The sequence below is a fragment of the Arthrobacter sp. AFG20 genome (genome assembly GCF_002892795.1).
Classification (GTDB): domain Bacteria; phylum Actinomycetota; class Actinomycetes; order Actinomycetales; family Micrococcaceae; genus Arthrobacter.
Map to the genome: position 1 here is coordinate 191,897 of NZ_PJMC01000006.1, position 17,755 is coordinate 209,651.

Sequence of the window (17,755 nt, forward strand, 5' to 3'; positions counted from 1 at the left end):
TAACCAGCTGGCAGCCAGAACCAGTCAGACACAACCAGAGGAAACCAGTGGCAACCACAAACGACATCAAGAACGGAACTGTCCTGAAGCTTGAGGGCCAGCTCTGGAACGTCATCGAGTTCCAGCACGTCAAGCCGGGCAAGGGTGGTGCGTTCGTGCGCACCAAGATGCGGAACGTCATGTCCGGCAAGGTCGTCGACAAGACCTTCAACGCCGGCCTCAAGATCGAGACCGCCACCGTTGACCGCCGCGACTACCAGTACCTGTACCAGGACGGCGCCGACTTCGTCTTCATGGACACCTCGGACTACGACCAGATCACTGTTTCCGGTGCCACGGTGGGCGATGCCACCAACTTCATGCTGGAAAACCAGATGGTCAACATCGCCATCCACGAAGGCAACCCGCTGTACATCGAACTGCCGCCGAGCGTTGTCCTTGAAATCACCTACACCGAGCCGGGCCTGCAGGGCGACCGCTCCTCCGCCGGCACCAAGCCCGCCACCCTGGAGACGGGCTACGAAATCCAGGTGCCCCTGTTCGTCGAGAACAACACCAAGGTCAAGGTCGACACCCGCGACGGCAGCTACCTGGGCCGGGTCAACGACTAGTGAGCGCCCGCGGTAAAGCCCGCAACAGGGCTCTCGAGGTCCTCTTCGAAGCCGAGCAGCGCTCCGTCTCGGCCTTCGACGTGCTGCGTGCACGCCGCGAGAGGACCGACCAGATCGTCAACCCGTACACCCTTGAGATCGTTGAAGGTGTGGTGTCGATGCAGGCCACCATCGACGAATTCCTGGAGACCTACTCGCAGGGCTGGACCCTTGAGCGGATGCCGTCCGTAGACCGAATCATCCTGCGGATTGGCACCTGGGAGCTGCTCTACAACGACGACGTTCCCGACGGCGTCGCCGTCAGCGAAGCTGTCGCTCTGGCCAAGACGCTCTCCACCGACGAGTCGCCGTCGTTCATCAACGGCCTCCTGGGGCGCCTTCAGCAGCTGAAGCCGTCCCTGCTCGCCTGAGCTGAGCTTGAGCTGAGTACTACGCAGAAAGCCCCTGCCGGGTTCCCGGCAGGGGCTTCCTGCGTCCCCGATGCTGTTGGCCCGGACCTTACTGCTGGACTGCGGCCCGAAGTTCGGTCAGGTGGCGCAGCTGCTGCACCTCGTCCTGCTGGTGGGACGGCACATCCCTGCCGCTGAGGATCCGCTGCCGGATGAATGCCAGGCGCGTCGCCGCCTTGACGAACTCCTTCATCTGATCGCCCCGGTTGTAGGACGCCGCCCAGCGCACAGCCTGCCGGCGGCCTCCGGGAGTGGACAGCAGCTCCACCTCGGCCGGCGCGAACCACCCCGCGGCGGCGTATTCCTGGAGGCGCTGCCGGGTGAGGCGTGTTTCCGCCACCCGCAGCACCACGATGCAGGCCACGGCGAGCAGGAAGATTGGGACCTGCACCAACACGTACTGGGCGAGGAAATCCTGTCCCATGCTGTTCCACCTGTTGTGCAGGATCATGGCGGAAACCAGGCCCACGAAGAATGCGAGCAAGGAAACACCGGAATGCCAGCGCCGCGCGGCCAGGCCCATGATCAGGCCCGTGGTCCCGGTGAAGATGGCGTGCGCGAACGGCGACATCACCCCGCGCAGGAAGAAGATCTGGGCAAGGTCGCTGCCGGGCGTGCTGGACTCGGCGATCGCCCGGCCGAAGTACAGGATGTTCTCGGTGAAGGCGAAGCCGCCCGCGATGGTGAAGGCAAACACCACCCCGTCCACAGGGCCGTCAAAGTTGCGGCGGGCGAACAGGAGAAGCAGCAGCAGGCCCAGGGACTTCGCGAATTCCTCCACCACCGGCGCCTGCACGGTGGTCATGAAATCGCGGAAGGACGCCTCATCGGTGGCCGGGGCCGCGAGGGCGAAGACCGGCTGAATGAGCAGTGTCACGGCAATGGACACGGCCGCGCCCCAGGTGAAGGCAAACAGCAGCAGGCGCTTTGGCTCGGGTTCCCAGCGGTCAATGACGGCGACGGCAAACAGCACAGCCGCCAGCGGGATCAGGGAGGCAACAAAACCGATGACGAAGCCGGTGACGCCGGTGCTGGACAGGAGGAACGGCACCACAAGGAAAAGGCTGACGAAGGCAAGGATCCCGCCACCCACCACGAGCCCCAGCGTCCCTGCCCCCGGGCGGGCGGCCACGGTGGACGCGGCCTCCGGGATGACCTGGTACACCGCACCGCCGCGGTGCCCCGGCGCCGGCCGGTAGTTCTGCGGCTGGACGTGGCCCATCCAGCTCGGATTCGCGGGCTCTTCCTGGAACTGCCTCTGCTGCGGGTTCATCGACATAGACAGAGCCTATGTGCCCCGCTGTGGGCAACAAAGCACAGCGCCCCTCGGTGTGACGGACGACGCCTTCTGGCGGGGCAGGGCGCAGGCGCCCGTGTGGTAATTTTGGAAGGCAAATGTTCCTTTTTTAATTCCGTCCCGTGAGGCGGGGAAAGGGGAGACGAGCGATGACTCCTGTCACGCAGGCACCGGTTCCGGCCAGGGTTGTTCTCAACCAGGCGGACATTGACCGTGCCCTCACTCGTATCGCCCATGAAATCCTCGAGGCCAACAAAGGCTCCCAGGATCTGGTGCTGCTGGGCATTCCCCGCCGCGGCTACCCGCTTGCGGTCCGGCTCGCCCAAAAAATCGCCGCCGCCGATCCCGCCGTGGACGCCGCCGCCATCGTCGGCCAGCTTGATGTCACCATGTTCCGGGACGATCTCTCCTCCCAGCCCACCAGGCCGCCGCACCACACGCAGCTGCCGCTGACGGGCATCGACAACAAGGTGGTCGTGCTGATCGACGACGTCCTGTACTCCGGCCGGACCATCCGCGCCGCCCTGGACGCGCTCGTGGACCTCGGCCGGCCGCGCATTGTGCGCCTTGCTGTCCTGATTGACCGGGGCCACCGCGAACTTCCCATCCGCGCGGACCATGTGGGCAAGAACCTGCCCACATCCTCCGCTGAAAAGGTCCGGGTCCGGCTTGAGGAGACCGACGCCGTCGACGGCCAGACGGTCAACGAAGTGGTAATCGAGGGCGGCGCATGAAGCACCTGCTTTCCACCGAAGACCTCAGCCTGGCCAACGCCGTCCGCATCCTCGACACCGCCGAAGAAATGTCGAGCGTGGGGGAGCGCGAGGTCAAGAAGCTCCCCGCCCTGCGCGGACGGACTGTCGTGAACCTCTTCTTCGAGGATTCCACCAGGACCCGCATTTCCTTCGAAGCCGCGGCCAAGCGGCTCTCCGCCGACGTCATCAACTTCGCCGCCAAGGGATCGTCGGTCTCCAAGGGCGAGTCCCTCAAGGACACCGCCCAGACGCTGTCCGCCATGGGGGCTGACGCCGTCGTGATCCGCCACTGGGCCTCCGGCGCACCGCACCGGCTGGCGGCCACGGACTGGATCGACGCCGCAGTCATCAACGCCGGCGACGGCACCCACGAACACCCCACCCAGGCGCTGCTGGACGCGTTCACCATGCGGCGGCACTGGACCAAGCTCTCCGGACTGCCCTCCACAGGGGCGGACCTGCGCGGCATGCGCGTCGCCATTGCCGGCGACGTCCTGCACTCCCGCGTGGCGCGGTCCAACGTCTGGCTCCTGCGCACGCTCGGCGCCGACGTCACCTTGGTGGCGCCGCCCACCCTGCTGCCCATCGGCGTCGAACGCTGGCCCTGCAGCATCAGCTACGACATGGACGAGACCCTCGAAAAGGGCGTAGACGCTGTCATGATGCTCCGCGTCCAGGGCGAGCGGATGAACGCGTCGTTCTTCCCGTCCACCCGTGAATACTCGCGCCGCTGGGGCTTTGACGACAACAGGCTCCGCGCGCTGGACACCCTGGGCTTGAAGGACACCATCATCATGCACCCCGGCCCCATGAACCGGGGCCTGGAAATTTCCGCGGCCGCCGCCGATTCGCCCCGTTCCACCGTGCTCGCGCAGGTGAAGAACGGCGTGTCGATCCGCATGGCCGCCCTGTATTTGCTGCTCTCCGGGGATACCCGTGAACCAGCCGCCACCCTGAAGGAGAGCAACTGATGGCTGAAGAAACCACGTACCTTATCCGCGGCGCCGCGATCCTTGGCGGCGACGCCGAAGACCTGCTCATCCGCGACGGCGTCATCGCGGCACGCGGCACCAACCTGTCGGAGACAGGCACGGAGACAGGCACAGCGGACGGAGCCACGGTTATCGACGCCGAGGGTCTCGTCGCCCTGCCGGGCATGGTGGACGTCCACACGCACCTCCGTGAACCGGGCCGTGAAGACGCCGAAACGGTGGAAACCGGCACGCGCGCCGCAGCGCTCGGCGGCTTCACCGCCGTGCACGCCATGGCCAACAGCACCCCTGTGGCGGACACAGCCGGTGTGGTGGAACAGGTCTACAGCCTGGGCCGGTCCGCCGGCTGGGTGGACGTGCGCCCGGTGGGTGCCGTCACCGTTGGGCTGGCCGGTGAGCAGCTCGCCGAGCTCGGCGCGATGGCCGACTCCCGCGCCCGGGTCCGCATGTTCTCCGACGACGGCATCTGCGTCCACGATCCCGTCCTGATGCGCCGCGCCCTCGAGTACGTCAAGGCGTTCGACGGCGTCGTGGCCCAGCACGCGCAGGAACCGCGCCTCACCGCTGGTGCCCAGATGAACGAAGGCGAAGTGTCCGCTGTCCTCGGCCTGACCGGCTGGCCGGCAGTGGCGGAGGAAAGCATCATCGCCCGCGACGTCCTGCTGGCCCAGCACGTGGGCTCCCGGCTCCACGTCTGCCACGTGTCCACCGCGGGTTCGGTGGAGATCATCCGCTGGGCCAAGAGCCGCGGCATCAACGTCACTGCTGAAGTGACGCCGCACCACCTGCTGCTCACCGATGACCTGGTCCGCAGCTACGACCCCGTCTACAAGGTCAACCCGCCGCTGCGCACCAACGACGACGTCCAGGCCCTGCGCGCGGCCCTCGCCGACGGCACCATCGACGTCGTCGGCACGGACCACGCCCCGCACCCGAGCGAGCACAAGGAATGTGAGTGGGCGCAGGCGGCCATGGGCATGACGGGGCTGGAAACCGCGCTGTCCGTGGTCCAGCACGCCATGATCGAGACCGGCCTGATGACCTGGGCCGACTTTGCCCGGGTCACCTCCACTGCGCCGGCCGGCATCGGGCGCCTCACGGACCAGGGCCGGCCGCTCGAAAAGGGCGAACCTGCCAACATTGTCCTCGTCGATCCCTCCGCACGCTGGACCGTGGATCCTTCCGCCATGGCAACCATGGGACGCAACTCGCCGTTCCGCGGCATGGAACTCCCCGGCAAGGTGGTGGCCACGTTCTTCAAGGGCCACCCCACGGTCCTGGACGGCAAGCTCAACACGCCCTACCGCTATCCCTCGGAAGCGCCGGTTGCCGGCGCAGCAGGTGCCAACTGATGGAAAAAGTCCTTCCCGGACTTGCGATGCTGGCGGTGGTCGCCGTCGTTTTTGTCCTGATCTGGATCGGCTGGCGCAACCGGCTCCGGCGGCAGTCAGACATCGAACAGCTGCCGGCGGTCCCTGCCGGGCTGGGCGAGCCACTGGTTTCGGCGGACGGCCAGTACGTGGCCTCCACCACGGCGGGGGACTGGCTGGACAGGATTGCCGTGCACGGCCTCGGCATCCGCACCAACGCGCAGATCTCCATCCACCCGGAGGGCGTGCTTCTGGACCGCTCCGGCACACGGCCGCTGTTCATCCCGGCGTCCTCGCTGGCCGGTGTTCGGCAGGACAGCGGGATGGCCGGTAAATTCGTGGAAAAGGACGGGCTGCTGATCCTCAGCTGGACGCTCGGAACCCACGCCCTGGACACCGGCTTCCGCACCCGCCGCGCCGCGGACAAGCCGGCCGTCCTCCAACAACTTCAGGAAATGATCTCCCCAGGCCCCCAGGCAGGTCCCCATAGTGGAAAGTAATAAAGTGACGGAAACCGAACTGACAGTAAACGCAGGAACTGCGCCGCAGGCCGCAGCATCCGCCCCCGCCGTCCTGGTGCTCGAAGACGGCCGCATCTTCCGCGGACGCAGCTACGGCGCGCAGGGCACCGCCCTGGGGGAAGCGGTCTTCGCCACCGGCATGACCGGCTACCAGGAGACCATTACCGACCCGTCCTACGCACGCCAGCTGGTGGTGCAGACGGCCCCGCACATCGGCAACACCGGTGTAAACAGTGAGGACGCGGAGTCGCGCCGCATCTGGGTGGCCGGCTACATTGTCCGTGACGCCGCCCGCCGCCCGTCCAACTGGCGGTCTGAGCGATCCCTCGACTCAGAACTCGTCGAGCAGGGCATCGTCGGCATCCAGGGCGTGGACACCCGGGCCATCACCCGCCACCTGCGCGAGCACAAGACCATGCGCGCCGGCATCTTCTCCGGCGAGGCAGCCAACGCCACGGACAAGGAACTCGTCGACGCCGTGCTCGCCAGCGAGCCCATGGAAGGCGCCCGGCTTGCCGAGGAAGTCAGCATCGACGAAGCCTATGTGGTGGAGCCGAAGGACCACGGCTGGGACGGCGACGCACGCTTCAGCATCGCGGCGATCGACCTCGGCATCAAGGCCATGACGCCGGTGCGCTTCGCCGAGCGCGGCGTCCGCGTGCACGTGCTGCCCGCCACCGCCACCATCGACGACGTCAAGGCCGTCAGCCCCGACGGTTTCTTCATGTCCAACGGCCCCGGCGACCCCGCCACCGCCGACAACCAGGTCAAGCTGCTCCGCACCGTCCTGGACGAGAAACTGCCGTACTTCGGCATCTGCTTCGGCAACCAGATCCTGGGCCGCGCCCTCGGCTTCGGCACCTACAAGCTGCGCTACGGCCACCGCGGCATCAACCAGCCCGTCATGGACCGCCGCACGGGCAAGGTGGAAATCACCTCGCAGAACCACGGCTTCGCCGTCGACGCCCCGCTGGACGGCCCCACCAACGCGCCGGAAGAGCGCTACGGACGGGTCGAGGTCAGCCACGTCAGCCTGAACGACGAGGTCGTGGAAGGCCTGGCCTGCCTGGACATCCCGGCTTTCTCTGTCCAGTACCACCCCGAAGCCGCCGCCGGCCCGCACGACGCCGCCTACCTGTTCGACCGTTTCATCGAGCTGATGGAAGGCGCCCGGGACGGCCGCACCGCCAACCTGTCCAAGGAACCGGTGGACGCCCGGCACCCCGCAGAAGCCCAGCAGAACGGTGCCCTCCAGAACCAGGCCGCTGAGCCGACCACGACTGACAACAAGACTGAGGACAAGAAGTAATGCCCAAGAGAACTGACCTTAAGAGCGTCCTGGTCATCGGTTCCGGCCCGATCGTCATCGGCCAGGCCGCCGAATTCGACTACTCCGGCACGCAGGCCCTTCGCGTCCTCAAGGAGGAAGGCCTGCGCGTCATCCTCGTCAACTCCAACCCGGCCACCATCATGACCGACCCGGAGTTCGCCGATGCCACCTACATCGAGCCCATCACCCCCGAGGTGGTGGAGAAGATCATCGCCAAGGAGCGCCCGGACGCCGTGCTGCCCACCCTGGGCGGACAGACGGCACTGAACACCGCCATCGCGCTGGACAAGAACGGTGTGCTGGAGAAGTACAACGTGGAACTGATCGGCGCGAACATCGCCGCGATCGAGCTCGGCGAAGACCGCGAGAAGTTCAAGGGCGTCGTGGAGCGCTGCGGCGCCGAATCCGCCCGCAGCCACATCATCCACACCATGGACGAGGCACTGACGGCAGCCGAGGACCTCGGCTACCCCATGGTGGTCCGCCCCTCCTTCACCATGGGCGGCCTCGGTTCCGGCCTGGCGTACAACGAAGAGGACCTCCGCCGCATCGTCGGCCAGGGCCTGCAGTACAGCCCCACCAGCGAGGTGCTGCTCGAAGAGAGCATCCTGGGCTGGAAGGAATACGAGCTCGAAATGATGCGGGACAAGAACGACAACGTGGTTGTCGTCTGTTCCATCGAGAACTTCGATCCCGTGGGTGTGCACACCGGTGACTCCATCACCGTGGCCCCGGCACTGACCCTCACGGACCGCGAATACCAGCGGCTCCGCGACATCTCCATCGCTGTCATCCGTGAAGTCGGCGTGGACACCGGCGGCTGCAACATCCAGTTCGCCATCGACCCCGCGACCGGCCGCGTGGTGGTCATCGAAATGAACCCGCGCGTGTCCCGCTCCTCGGCGCTGGCGTCCAAGGCCACGGGCTTCGCCATCGCAAAGATCGCCACCAAGCTCTCGCTCGGCTACACCCTGGACGAGATCCCGAACGACATCACGCAGAAGACCCCCGCCTCCTTCGAGCCCACCCTCGACTACGTGGTTGTCAAGGTCCCGCGGTTCGCATTCGAGAAGTTCCCCGCCGCCGACAACACCCTCACCACCACCATGAAGTCGGTGGGCGAGGCCATGGCCATGGGCCGCAACTTCACCGAAGCCCTCCAGAAGGCCCTGCGCTCCCTCGAGCAGAAGGGCTCGCAGCTGGACTTCAGCTCCGTCCCCGAATGGGAAGTCCCGGAGCTCATCGAAAAGGCCAAGCGCCCCACGACGGAACGCCTGCACCAGGTGCAGCGCGCCCTGCTCGGCGGCGCCAGCGTGGAGGACCTCTTCGAGGCCACCAAGATCGACCCCTGGTTCCTTGACCAGCTCCAGCTGCTCAACGAGATCTCCCAGGAGATCCGCCGCTCCGGCGCCCTGACTCAGGACATGCTCCGCAACGCCAAGCGCCACGGCTTCTCCGACGAACAGATCGGCTCACTGACCCACAACTCCGAGGCCGTTGTCCGCGGCGTCCGCCAGGCACTGGGCATCCGCCCGGTCTACAAGACCGTGGACACCTGCGCCGCCGAGTTCGCCGCCTACACGCCGTACCACTACTCGGCCTACGACGAGGAGGACGAGGTTGCGCTGCACTCCAAGCCGTCCATCCTCATCCTCGGCTCCGGACCCAACCGCATCGGCCAGGGCATCGAGTTCGACTACTCCTGCGTCCACGCCTCCATGGCGCTGCGCAAGGCCGGCTACGAGACCGTCATGGTCAACTGCAACCCGGAAACCGTCTCAACCGACTACGACATCTCCACCCGGCTGTACTTCGAGCCGCTGACCCTCGAGGACGTCCTCGAGGTCATCGCGGCCGAGGAACGCACCGGCGGCGTGATGGGCGTCTTCGTGCAGCTCGGCGGGCAGACCCCGCTGAAGCTGGCCCAGCAGCTGGCCGACGCCGGCGTGCCCATCCTGGGTACCTCGCCCGAGGCGATCGACCTCGCCGAGCACCGCGGCGCCTTCGCCCGCGTGCTGGACGAAGCCGGCCTGGTCTCCCCGAAGAACGGCACCGCCGTCTCCTTCGAGGACGCCAAAAAAATCGCCGACGAGATCGGTTACCCGGTCCTGGTCCGCCCGTCCTACGTGCTGGGCGGCCGCGGCATGGAGATCGTCTACGACGAGCCGAACCTGTCCCGGTACATCGCCAACGCCACCGAAATCACCCCCGAGCACCCGGTCCTGATCGACCGCTTCCTCGAGGACGCCGTCGAAATCGACGTCGACGCCCTCTTCGACGGCACCGACATGTACCTGGGCGGCATCATGGAGCACATCGAGGAGGCCGGCATCCACTCCGGGGACTCCGCGTGCGTCCTGCCGCCCATCACCCTGGGCAACAACGTGCTGGAACGCGTCCGCACCGCCACCCGGGCCATTGCCGAGGGCGTGGGCGTCCGCGGCCTCATCAACATCCAGTTCGCGCTGGCCTCCGACGTCCTGTACGTCCTGGAAGCCAACCCCCGCGCGTCCCGGACCGTGCCGTTCGTGTCCAAGGCCACCGGCGTGCAGATGGCCAAGGCCGCAGCCCTGATCGGCACCGGCGTGACCATCAACCAGCTGCGCAGCGCCTACAAGATGCTGCCCGAGACCGGTGACGGCTCCACGCTGCCGCTGGACGCTCCTGTCTCGGTCAAGGAAGCCGTCCTGCCGTTCAGCCGCTTCCGCACGCTCGAAGGCAAGGTAGTGGACTCATTGCTCGGCCCGGAGATGCGTTCCACCGGCGAGGTCATGGGCATCGACAAGCACTTCGACACGGCTTTCGCCAAGAGCCAGGCGGCCGCCAACAACGCGCTGCCCACGGAGGGCAAGATCTTCGTCTCGGTGGCCAACCGCGACAAGCGCTCGGTGATCATGGGCGTCAAGCGGCTCTCCGACCTCGGCTTCGAGATTGTCTCCACCGGCGGCACCGCGGACGTGCTGCGCCGCAACGGCATCCAGGCCACTCCGGTGCGCAAGGTGGCCGAGGGCAGCAGCGCCGAAGGTGAAGGCACCATCGCCGACCTCGTAATCGCCGGCGAAATCGACATGGTGTTCAACACGCCGTCCGGCGGCGAGGCCCGCAGCGACGGGTACGAACTCCGTGCCGCTGCTACGTCCATCGGCATCCCCTGCATCACCACGGTGGCCGAGTTCAACGCAGCCGTCCAGGCCATCGAGGCCCTGCGCACCTACGCCTGGTCGGTGACCAGCCTGCAGGAGCACGCCGCAGCTCTCGCTGCGTCGCAGGAGGCCGCCCTGCAGAAGGCAGCAGCGCAGACCCCGGCAGCGCAGAATGCCTGAGGCGACTCCAGGTACCGGCCGGGAGTCGTTCGGCTCCCGGCTGGGCCGGGCCATGGCGGACCGCGGCCCGCTGTGTGTCGGGATTGATCCCCACCCTGCGCTTCTGGCCAGTTGGGGCCTGAACGACGACGTCGCCGGCCTGAGGCGCTTTTCGCTCACCGCCCTGGAGGCCGTGGCTTCGCTCGCTGCCGCGGTCAAGCCGCAGGTGGCGCTGTACGAACGGCACGGGTCGGCCGGAATGGCAGTCCTCGAAGAGGTGCTCGCCACCGCCCGGGATGAGGGCGTGCTGACCATCGCAGACGCGAAGCGCGGCGACATCGGGTCTACTATGGCCGCGTACGCCGACGCCTGGCTCCGTGACGGCTCTGCCCTCGCCGCGGATTCCGTGACGCTGAGCCCGTACCTGGGTTTTGAATCGCTCCGGCCGGCACTGGATCTCGCTGCCGAGTACGGCCGCGGCGTGTTTGTGCTGGCGCTGACCTCCAACCCGGAGGGAGCTTCGGTGCAGCACGTGGGCGGAAGCGATTCCGTGGCACGCCGGATTGTCCAGGCCGCCGCGGAGGAGAACGATCGCTACTCGGGCGCCATGGGCTCGGTGGGACTCGTGGTGGGAGCCACTGTGGGAACGGCTCTGGCAGATCTGCAGCTTGATCTGGGTACGGTCCGCGGGCCGATCCTGGCCCCGGGCCTGGGCGCGCAGGGGGCCACACCCGCAGATCTGCGAAGGACCTTCGGCTCCGCCTATCCCCAGGTTTTGGGAACGTCCAGCCGGGACATCCTCAAGGCCGGCCCGGGCGTCCGGGAGCTGACCAACGCGGCGGAGCGAACCCTCGCCGGACTCCGCTCCGAATAGTCCATTGATTTCACCGGCCGGCAGGGAGTAGGTTCAGGACAAATCCGTGGCTGCTCCAACGCCGCCGGCCGCGGATCCGTTGGCTGACCCCAGGGGAATTGACCGTGAGCTTGCGACCCTTGTCTCCGCAGGAACGTTCCGACGCACTCAAAAAGGCCGCGGCGGCAAGGGCTGCCAGGGCCTCGGCCAAGGAACGGCTCAAATCCGGAGAGCTGACCGTGGCCCAGATCCTGGACTCCGGCGGCACCGAGGAGGCCATAGCGCGGATGCGCGTTTCGGAACTCCTCGAGGCCCTGCCGGGGATCGGGAAGGTCCGGGCCGCAGCCATCATGGACAGCCTCGGCATCGCCGCGTCCCGCAGGGTCCGGGGCCTGGGCATCCACCAGCGCCGGGCGCTGGTAGATTTTATGAACGAGAAATAGCTTTATCCGAACAGAGTCATCTGTAGACCGTCCAAAGGAATACGTGAGCAACAAACCCGGACTGACAGTCCTCGCTGGTCCTACGGCTGTTGGCAAAGGCACCGTGTCCACCTATATCCGCGACACTTACCCCGAGGTCTGGCTGTCCGTCTCGGCCACCACCCGGGCCCCGCGGCCCGGTGAGATCGACGGCGTGCACTATTACTTCAAGTCCAAGGAAGAGTTCGAGTCCCTCGTGGCCGCCGGCGAATTCCTTGAATGGGCAGTGGTGCACGGCCAGAACACCTACGGGACGCTGAAGAGCACCGTGAACCAGGCCATCGCCGAAGGCCGCTCCGTGCTGCTGGAGATCGACCTGCAGGGCGCACGCCAGGTCAAGCAGGCGCTTCCGGATGCCCAGTTCGTGTTCCTGGCACCGCCCAGCTGGGAAGAACTCGTCCGCCGGCTGGTGGGCCGGGGCACTGAATCGGCCGAAGAACAGCAGCGCCGGCTGGAAACCGGTAAAGTAGAACTTGCTGCTGAACCGGAGTTCGACCACACCGTCATTAATGACGACGTCCGCCGGGCAGCGGACGAGCTTGTTTCACTCATGGGGCTGACCCCGCACCCGCGCCAGACGCAGACGCCGTCAGCCCGTTAGAAATTTGGAGAATTCGTGTCCACGAACCTTGAAGGCATCATCAACCCGCCGATCGATTCGCTGCTCGAGGCGGCTGATTCCAAGTACGGCCTGGTGATCTTCGGTGCCAAGCGTGCACGCCAGATCAACGCGTACTACGCACAGCTGCACGAGGGCCTGTTCGAGTATGTCGGCCCGCTGGTCGACACCAAGCTGAACGAGAAGTCGCTGTCCATCGCACTGCGCGAGATCAACGAGGGCAAGCTGGTTTCCACGCCGATCGAAGCTGCAGAGTAATCTCCGCAGAGTAAACAGACTGCCTGCTGACGGAGTTCACGTGCGCATAGTCCTCGGAGTCGGGGGAGGGATCGCCGCCTACAAGGTGGCATCGCTCCTCCGGCTTTTTACTGAAGCCGGCCATGACGTCACCGTCATCCCCACGGAAGCAGCCACCCGCTTTGTCGGCGTGGCCACCTGGGAGGCGTTGTCCGGGAACCCGGTGACCAACAGCGTCTTCGATGACGTCGACCAGGTGAAGCACGTCCGGCTGGGCCACGAGGCAGACCTGATCGTGGTTGCACCGGCCACGGCCGACCTCCTGGCCCGGGCCGCCACCGGACAGGCCAGTGACCTGCTCACCAACACGCTCCTGATGGCAAGCGGCCCAGTGCTGTTCGCCCCGGCCATGCACACCGAAATGTGGCAGCATGCGGCCACCCAGGCCAATGTCGAAACGCTGCGGAGCCGCGGCGTGACGGTCCTGGAACCCGCCAGCGGGCGGCTGACCGGCAGCGATTCAGGCCCCGGCCGGCTGCCCGAGCCTGAGGCCATTTTCGAAGCCGCCATCGCCCTGATGCAGGACACGGGCGTTCCGGCGCATCTCCCGCTGGCCGGCCGCACCGTGACCATCAGCGCCGGCGGCACCCGGGAGCCCCTGGACCCCGTCCGGTTCCTGGGCAACCGCTCCTCCGGCAAGCAGGGCGTGGCGCTGGCCGCCGCCGCCCGCGACGCCGGAGCCACCGTGCGGCTCGTGGCCGCCCACATGGAGGTGCCCGCCCCGGCGGGCGTCGAACTGATCGCCGTCGAGACTGCCCTGCAGCTCCGCGAAGTCATGCTGGCAGCGGCAGCCGAGTCCGACGTCGTCATCATGGCTGCGGCCGTGGCCGATTTCCGGCCAGCCGAGGTGTCCGGAAGCAAAATCAAGAAGCGGGATGACACCGCCGACCCCGTCATCACGCTGGTCCGCAACCCCGACATCCTGCACGAGCTCGTCGGAGTCCGCGACGCCGCGGGCAGCAGCCAGCTCGTGGTGGGCTTCGCCGCCGAGACAGGGGACGAACAGGGTGATGTGCTGTCCTACGCCGAGGCGAAGCTGAAGCGCAAGGGCTGCGACCTGCTGGTAGTGAACCACGTGGGCGCTGACAAGGTGTTCGGCCAGGACAACAACTCCGTGGTCATCCTCTCGCGGGCCGGTGCCGAGCCCCAGTCGGCCTCCGGCTCCAAGCAGGACGTCGCCGCCATTGTCATCGACCGCGTCGCCTCCGAACTAAGCCGGGTCTTTCCGCGAACCTGACCGGCGTAAGCAACGTCTCCTTAGCATGGGGACACACGCTGCCGCCCCTCCGTTTGCCAACCAGTAAGGTAGTTGAGTGACTTTACCGCTGCACATTCCAGAATCCCACGGGTCCACACCCGCCGCGCTTCGGCTCTTCACCTCGGAGTCGGTCACTGAAGGGCACCCGGATAAGATCTGTGACCAGATCAGTGATGCGATCCTGGACGCCCTGCTGGACAAGGATCCCGAGTCCCGCGTCGCCGTGGAAACCATGGCCACCACCGGCCTGGTCCACGTGGCCGGCGAAGTGACCACCGACGCGTATGTCGAAATTCCACAGATCGTCCGCGAGACCATCCTGGGCATCGGCTATGACTCCTCTGCCAACGGCTTCGACGGCGCCCGCTGCGGCGTTTCCGTGTCCATCGGGCAGCAGTCCAACGACATCGCCGGCGGCGTCTTCAACTCCCTCGAGGCCCGCGAAGGCCGCCAGGAGGACGATTACGACCTGCAGGGCGCCGGTGACCAGGGCCTGATGTTCGGCTACGCCAGCGATGAGACCCCGTCGTACATGCCGACGCCGATCTGGATCGCGCACCGACTCTCGGAGCGCCTCACCGAAGTCCGCAAGAACGGTGAACTTGCGTACCTCCGCCCCGACGGCAAAACCCAGGCCACCATTGGCTACGACGGTGACCGCCCGGTTTCCGTCGAGACCATCGTGATCTCCAGCCAGCACGCCGATGGATTCAGCCTCGACCAGCTCCGGGCCGACCTTGCGTCGCACGTGATTGATCCGGTGCTTGCCCTTGCGGACCTGGACATTTCCCGCACGGTCAACATCCTCAACCCTGCTGGCGCCTTCGTGATCGGCGGCCCCGTCGGCGACGCCGGACTCACCGGCCGCAAGATCATCGTGGACACGTACGGCGGCATGGCCCGCCACGGCGGCGGCGCCTTCTCCGGCAAGGACCCGTCAAAGGTGGACCGCTCCGCGGCGTACGCCATGCGCTGGGTTGCCAAGAACGTGGTGGCCGCGGGGCTCGCCAAGCGCGCCGAGATCCAGATCGCCTACGCGATCGGCCAGGCCCGCCCGGTGGGAACCTACGTCGAAACGTTCGGGACCGAGACCGTGGACCCGGCAAAGATCAGCGCCGCGATTGCCGAGATTTTCGATCTGCGCCCCCGCGCCATCATCGACGCCCTCGACCTCAAGCGTCCCATCTACGCGAAGACGGCCGCCCACGGCCACTTCGGCCGCGATGACCCGGACTTCACCTGGGAGCGTCTGGACCGCGTGGACGACCTGAAGGCGTACTTCAACGCCTGAGCCGGTCCGCCCGCGCCTGAGCCGGTCCGCCCGCGCCCGTGCGGGAGGAATGTCAGACCCGTGTGGTTGGCTGATATTCAACCCAGGACGGAGGTGAGGCGCCATGTCTCCTAACGGCATGTCTTCAAGCGGCACGTCTTCGAACGGCATGGCTTCGCAGCCCATGTCTTCGCACCCCACGCCGGAGCCTCTGCAGCTGTCACTGCTGCAGGGGTTCCCGGCCACGGCCAGGACAGCCGGCGGCCCGCCGCTGGCTGCCGCCCGTCCGGTGGCCCGCGTGCTCATTGAATCCCCGCTGCCGCACCTGGACCGGCCGTTCGACTACAGCGTGCCCGAGGAACTGGATGATGACGCCCAGCCGGGCGTCCGCGTCCGGGTCAAGTTCAGCGGTCAGGAACTCGGCGGCTACATCCTGGACCGGGTTGAGGAGTCCGACGCCGGCCAGCCCCTCGTCCCGCTGCACAAGGTCGTCTCACCGGTCGCCGTCCTGACCCCCGCCATGCAGGAACTCACCGGGCGAGTGGCCGCACGCTACGCAGGCACCGTCAGCGACGTGCTCCGCGTGGCCATCCCGCCGCGGGTGGTCAAGGTGGAGAAGGAACTTGCCGACGTCGAACCGGCCGCTCATGCTGGACCGGCAACTCAGGCCGCGGCGGACCATGACCTGTCCGGCTCAGCCTGGACCAGGTATCGGAACGGCGCCGCCTACCTCCGCCATCTCGCGTCCGGAGGCGCACCCCGGGCTGCCCTCAGTGCGCTGCAGGGTTTCGGCGCGGACGGCTGGCCGCGGCTCATCGCGGACGCTGTGGCCGCGGTCCGGCAATCCGGACGTGGCGCCGTCGTCGTCGTTCCCGACTACCGCGACCTGGACCGTGTACAGGCTGCCCTCGAGGACATCCTGCCCGCCGATGACGTTGCGCGGCTGACGGCCGATGACGGCCAGACACCCCGGTACCGCAACTACCTCAGGATCCTCAAGGGCACGGCGGGCGTCGCCGTGGGCACCCGCTCCGCGGCCTACGCCCCTGTGCGGAACCTGGGACTCGTCGTGTGCTGGGACGACGGCGACGACCTCCACGTGGAGCAGCGCTCCCCGTACGCGCATACCCGCGAGGTGCTGCTGCTGCGTGCAGAGCAGGAGAGTGCAGCCTGCCTGCTGGCGGGGCACGCGCGCAGCACGGAAGTGCAGCGGCTGGTGGACGCCGGCTGGGCGATGCCCGTGGAGGCCGAACGCACGGTGCTCCGCCGCACGGTTCCCCGGGTCCTGAACACGGCGGACAGCTTTGAGCAGGAGCGCGACCCGCTCGCCCGGCTGGCGAGGCTGCCGGGCGCGGCATGGCGCACCGCCAAGGAGGCACTCGAACGCGGCCCGGTCCTGGTGCAGGTTGCCCGTGCCGGCTATGCGCCGTCGCTGGCGTGCGAAACCTGCCGGGAACCCGCACGGTGCCCGTCCTGCCAGGGGCCGCTCGCCATCGCAGGCAGCGCAGCTGTGCCCCAATGCCGCTGGTGTTCGACGCCGGCACCTGCCTGGCGCTGCGCGCACTGCCAGGGCACCCGGCTGCGCCGCGGTGCGGCCGGTGTACTCCGCACGGCGGAGGAATTGGGCAGGGCGTTTCCCGGCAAGGCCGTGGTGACGTCCTCCGGCCAGAACGTCAAGGCCACGGTGCCGGATGCGGGTGCGCTGGTGGTGGCCACAGTGGGTGCCGAGCCCGTGGCGCCGGGCGGATACGCCGCGGCCCTGCTGCTCGACGGCGATTCACTGCTGCGCCGGGAGAACCTCCGCGCGGGCGAAGACGCCGTGCGGCGCTGGTTTAATGCCGCTGCCCTCGTCCGGCCGGCCACCGAGGGCGGAATCGTCGTCATCACCGCAGACGACACTGCAGCCGTCGGAGCAATGCTGCGTTGGGACCCGGCGGGGTATGCCCAGCGGGAGCTGGGACTGCGCACTGAGCTGCAGCTGCCCCCGGCGGTGAGGGTGGCCGCCGTCACCGGCGGCAGCACCGCCGTCGGCCATTTCACGGCCTCAGCAACAAAGCTGCTGGCCGCCGAGGGCGTGGAGCTGCGGGTTGCCGGCCCGGCGCCGCTGCTCCAGACGGCAAGCATCCATACTCCGAGCACCCAGACCCCTGGCGTTCAGGCAGCAGGCACGGAAAGCGTGGACGTGCGCACGCTGCTGTTCATCCCGTACCCGCAGGCCGCCACGGTAACCAGGGTACTTCGGGCTGCGAAAGCCGCAGGCGCGGCCAAGCGCACCGAGGACCCGGTGCAGCTGCGGCTCGACGGCGTTGACGTGCTCTGAAAGTTCGACGTCGGCCGGGTCGGGGCTGC

General features: G+C 67.4%; 16 protein-coding genes. 15 read left to right on the forward strand and 1 reads right to left on the reverse strand.

All coding sequences use genetic code 11. From position 1 onward, the window contains the following. Positions 1-47: 47 nt before the first annotated feature. Together efp and nusB are read left to right on the forward strand one after the other, a co-directional pair. A complete protein-coding gene (gene efp / locus CXZ05_RS09650) occupies positions 48-611 on the forward strand; it encodes an elongation factor P (RefSeq protein WP_102972375.1) in 564 nt (187 codons plus the stop codon). Next, positions 611-1,021: a transcription antitermination factor NusB gene (gene nusB, locus CXZ05_RS09655; RefSeq protein WP_003800750.1), complete on the forward strand. Its 411-nt coding sequence runs from the start codon at positions 611-613 to the stop codon at positions 1,019-1,021. Before efp ends, nusB begins: the two co-directional genes overlap by 1 nt. 88 nt (positions 1,022-1,109) lie before the next feature. Here the strand turns inward: nusB and CXZ05_RS09660 are convergent, their stop codons facing one another. After that, a complete protein-coding gene (locus CXZ05_RS09660; protein WP_258006522.1) occupies positions 1,110-2,339 on the reverse strand; it encodes a PrsW family intramembrane metalloprotease in 1,230 nt (409 codons plus the stop codon). 167 nt (positions 2,340-2,506) lie between these two features. Between CXZ05_RS09660 and pyrR the strand changes: the two genes are divergently transcribed. The 13 genes from pyrR to CXZ05_RS09725 all read left to right on the forward strand — a co-directional run bounded on the left by pyrR (position 2,507) and on the right by CXZ05_RS09725 (position 17,726). Then, the gene (pyrR, locus tag CXZ05_RS09665) at positions 2,507-3,091 is read left to right on the forward strand and encodes a bifunctional pyr operon transcriptional regulator/uracil phosphoribosyltransferase PyrR (protein ID WP_102972376.1); all 585 of its coding nucleotides are present in this window, start codon (positions 2,507-2,509) and stop codon (positions 3,089-3,091) included. Beyond that, complete coding sequence (locus CXZ05_RS09670; RefSeq protein WP_102972377.1) at positions 3,088-4,083, forward strand: aspartate carbamoyltransferase catalytic subunit; 996 nt, start codon at positions 3,088-3,090, stop codon at positions 4,081-4,083. Before pyrR ends, CXZ05_RS09670 begins: the two co-directional genes overlap by 4 nt. Next, positions 4,083-5,456, forward strand: a complete 1,374-nt coding sequence (locus tag CXZ05_RS09675) for a dihydroorotase (protein ID WP_102972378.1) — start codon at positions 4,083-4,085, stop codon at positions 5,454-5,456. Before CXZ05_RS09670 ends, CXZ05_RS09675 begins: the two co-directional genes overlap by 1 nt. Beyond that, positions 5,456-5,974: a hypothetical protein gene (locus CXZ05_RS09680; RefSeq protein WP_102972379.1), complete on the forward strand. Its 519-nt coding sequence runs from the start codon at positions 5,456-5,458 to the stop codon at positions 5,972-5,974. Before CXZ05_RS09675 ends, CXZ05_RS09680 begins: the two co-directional genes overlap by 1 nt. A gap of 4 nt (positions 5,975-5,978) precedes the next feature. Continuing rightward, complete coding sequence (carA, locus tag CXZ05_RS09685) at positions 5,979-7,304, forward strand: glutamine-hydrolyzing carbamoyl-phosphate synthase small subunit (RefSeq protein WP_102972380.1); 1,326 nt, start codon at positions 5,979-5,981, stop codon at positions 7,302-7,304. Then, positions 7,304-10,648 carry a carbamoyl-phosphate synthase large subunit gene (gene carB / locus CXZ05_RS09690; RefSeq protein WP_102972381.1) on the forward strand — a complete coding sequence of 1,115 codons (3,345 nt, stop codon included), beginning with the start codon at positions 7,304-7,306 and terminating at the stop codon, positions 10,646-10,648. The genes carA and carB overlap by 1 nt, the downstream gene beginning before the upstream one ends. Beyond that, positions 10,641-11,501: an orotidine-5'-phosphate decarboxylase gene (gene pyrF, locus CXZ05_RS09695; RefSeq protein ID WP_102972382.1), complete on the forward strand. Its 861-nt coding sequence runs from the start codon at positions 10,641-10,643 to the stop codon at positions 11,499-11,501. Before carB ends, pyrF begins: the two co-directional genes overlap by 8 nt. Before the next feature lie 104 nt (positions 11,502-11,605). Next, complete coding sequence (gene mihF / locus CXZ05_RS09700) at positions 11,606-11,923, forward strand: integration host factor, actinobacterial type (protein WP_102972383.1); 318 nt, start codon at positions 11,606-11,608, stop codon at positions 11,921-11,923. 43 nt (positions 11,924-11,966) lie between these two features. Further along, the gene (gmk, locus tag CXZ05_RS09705; protein ID WP_102972384.1) at positions 11,967-12,563 is read left to right on the forward strand and encodes a guanylate kinase; all 597 of its coding nucleotides are present in this window, start codon (positions 11,967-11,969) and stop codon (positions 12,561-12,563) included. A 15-nt stretch (positions 12,564-12,578) separates the two neighbouring features. Beyond that, positions 12,579-12,839 carry a DNA-directed RNA polymerase subunit omega gene (gene rpoZ / locus CXZ05_RS09710; protein WP_003800778.1) on the forward strand — a complete coding sequence of 87 codons (261 nt, stop codon included), beginning with the start codon at positions 12,579-12,581 and terminating at the stop codon, positions 12,837-12,839. Positions 12,840-12,879: 40 nt separating this feature from the next. Then, positions 12,880-14,115 (forward strand): bifunctional phosphopantothenoylcysteine decarboxylase/phosphopantothenate--cysteine ligase CoaBC, encoded by a 1,236-nt coding sequence (coaBC, locus tag CXZ05_RS09715; RefSeq protein ID WP_102972385.1) that lies wholly within the window; start codon positions 12,880-12,882, stop codon positions 14,113-14,115. Positions 14,116-14,191: 76 nt separating this feature from the next. Beyond that, positions 14,192-15,427 (forward strand): methionine adenosyltransferase, encoded by a 1,236-nt coding sequence (gene metK / locus CXZ05_RS09720; protein ID WP_102972386.1) that lies wholly within the window; start codon positions 14,192-14,194, stop codon positions 15,425-15,427. Positions 15,428-15,590: 163 nt separating this feature from the next. Continuing rightward, positions 15,591-17,726, forward strand: a complete 2,136-nt coding sequence (locus tag CXZ05_RS09725; protein ID WP_102972429.1) for a primosomal protein N' — start codon at positions 15,591-15,593, stop codon at positions 17,724-17,726. Positions 17,727-17,755 lie beyond the last annotated feature (29 nt).

What these genes read in the sequence shown, in the direction of transcription:
- CXZ05_RS09680 (WP_102972379.1), top strand. Translation starts at nt 5,456, where the DNA reads ATGGAAAAAGTCCTTCCCGGACTTGCGATGCTGGCGGTGGTCGCCGTC.
- CXZ05_RS09660 (WP_258006522.1), bottom strand. Translation starts at nt 2,339, where the DNA reads ATGTCGATGAACCCGCAGCAGAGGCAGTTCCAGGAAGAGCCCGCGAAT.
- pyrF (WP_102972382.1), top strand. Translation starts at nt 10,641, where the DNA reads ATGCCTGAGGCGACTCCAGGTACCGGCCGGGAGTCGTTCGGCTCCCGG.
- CXZ05_RS09670 (WP_102972377.1), top strand. Translation starts at nt 3,088, where the DNA reads ATGAAGCACCTGCTTTCCACCGAAGACCTCAGCCTGGCCAACGCCGTC.
- pyrR (WP_102972376.1), top strand. Translation starts at nt 2,507, where the DNA reads ATGACTCCTGTCACGCAGGCACCGGTTCCGGCCAGGGTTGTTCTCAAC.
- CXZ05_RS09725 (WP_102972429.1), top strand. Translation starts at nt 15,591, where the DNA reads ATGTCTTCGCACCCCACGCCGGAGCCTCTGCAGCTGTCACTGCTGCAG.
- CXZ05_RS09675 (WP_102972378.1), top strand. Translation starts at nt 4,083, where the DNA reads ATGGCTGAAGAAACCACGTACCTTATCCGCGGCGCCGCGATCCTTGGC.
- carB (WP_102972381.1), top strand. Translation starts at nt 7,304, where the DNA reads ATGCCCAAGAGAACTGACCTTAAGAGCGTCCTGGTCATCGGTTCCGGC.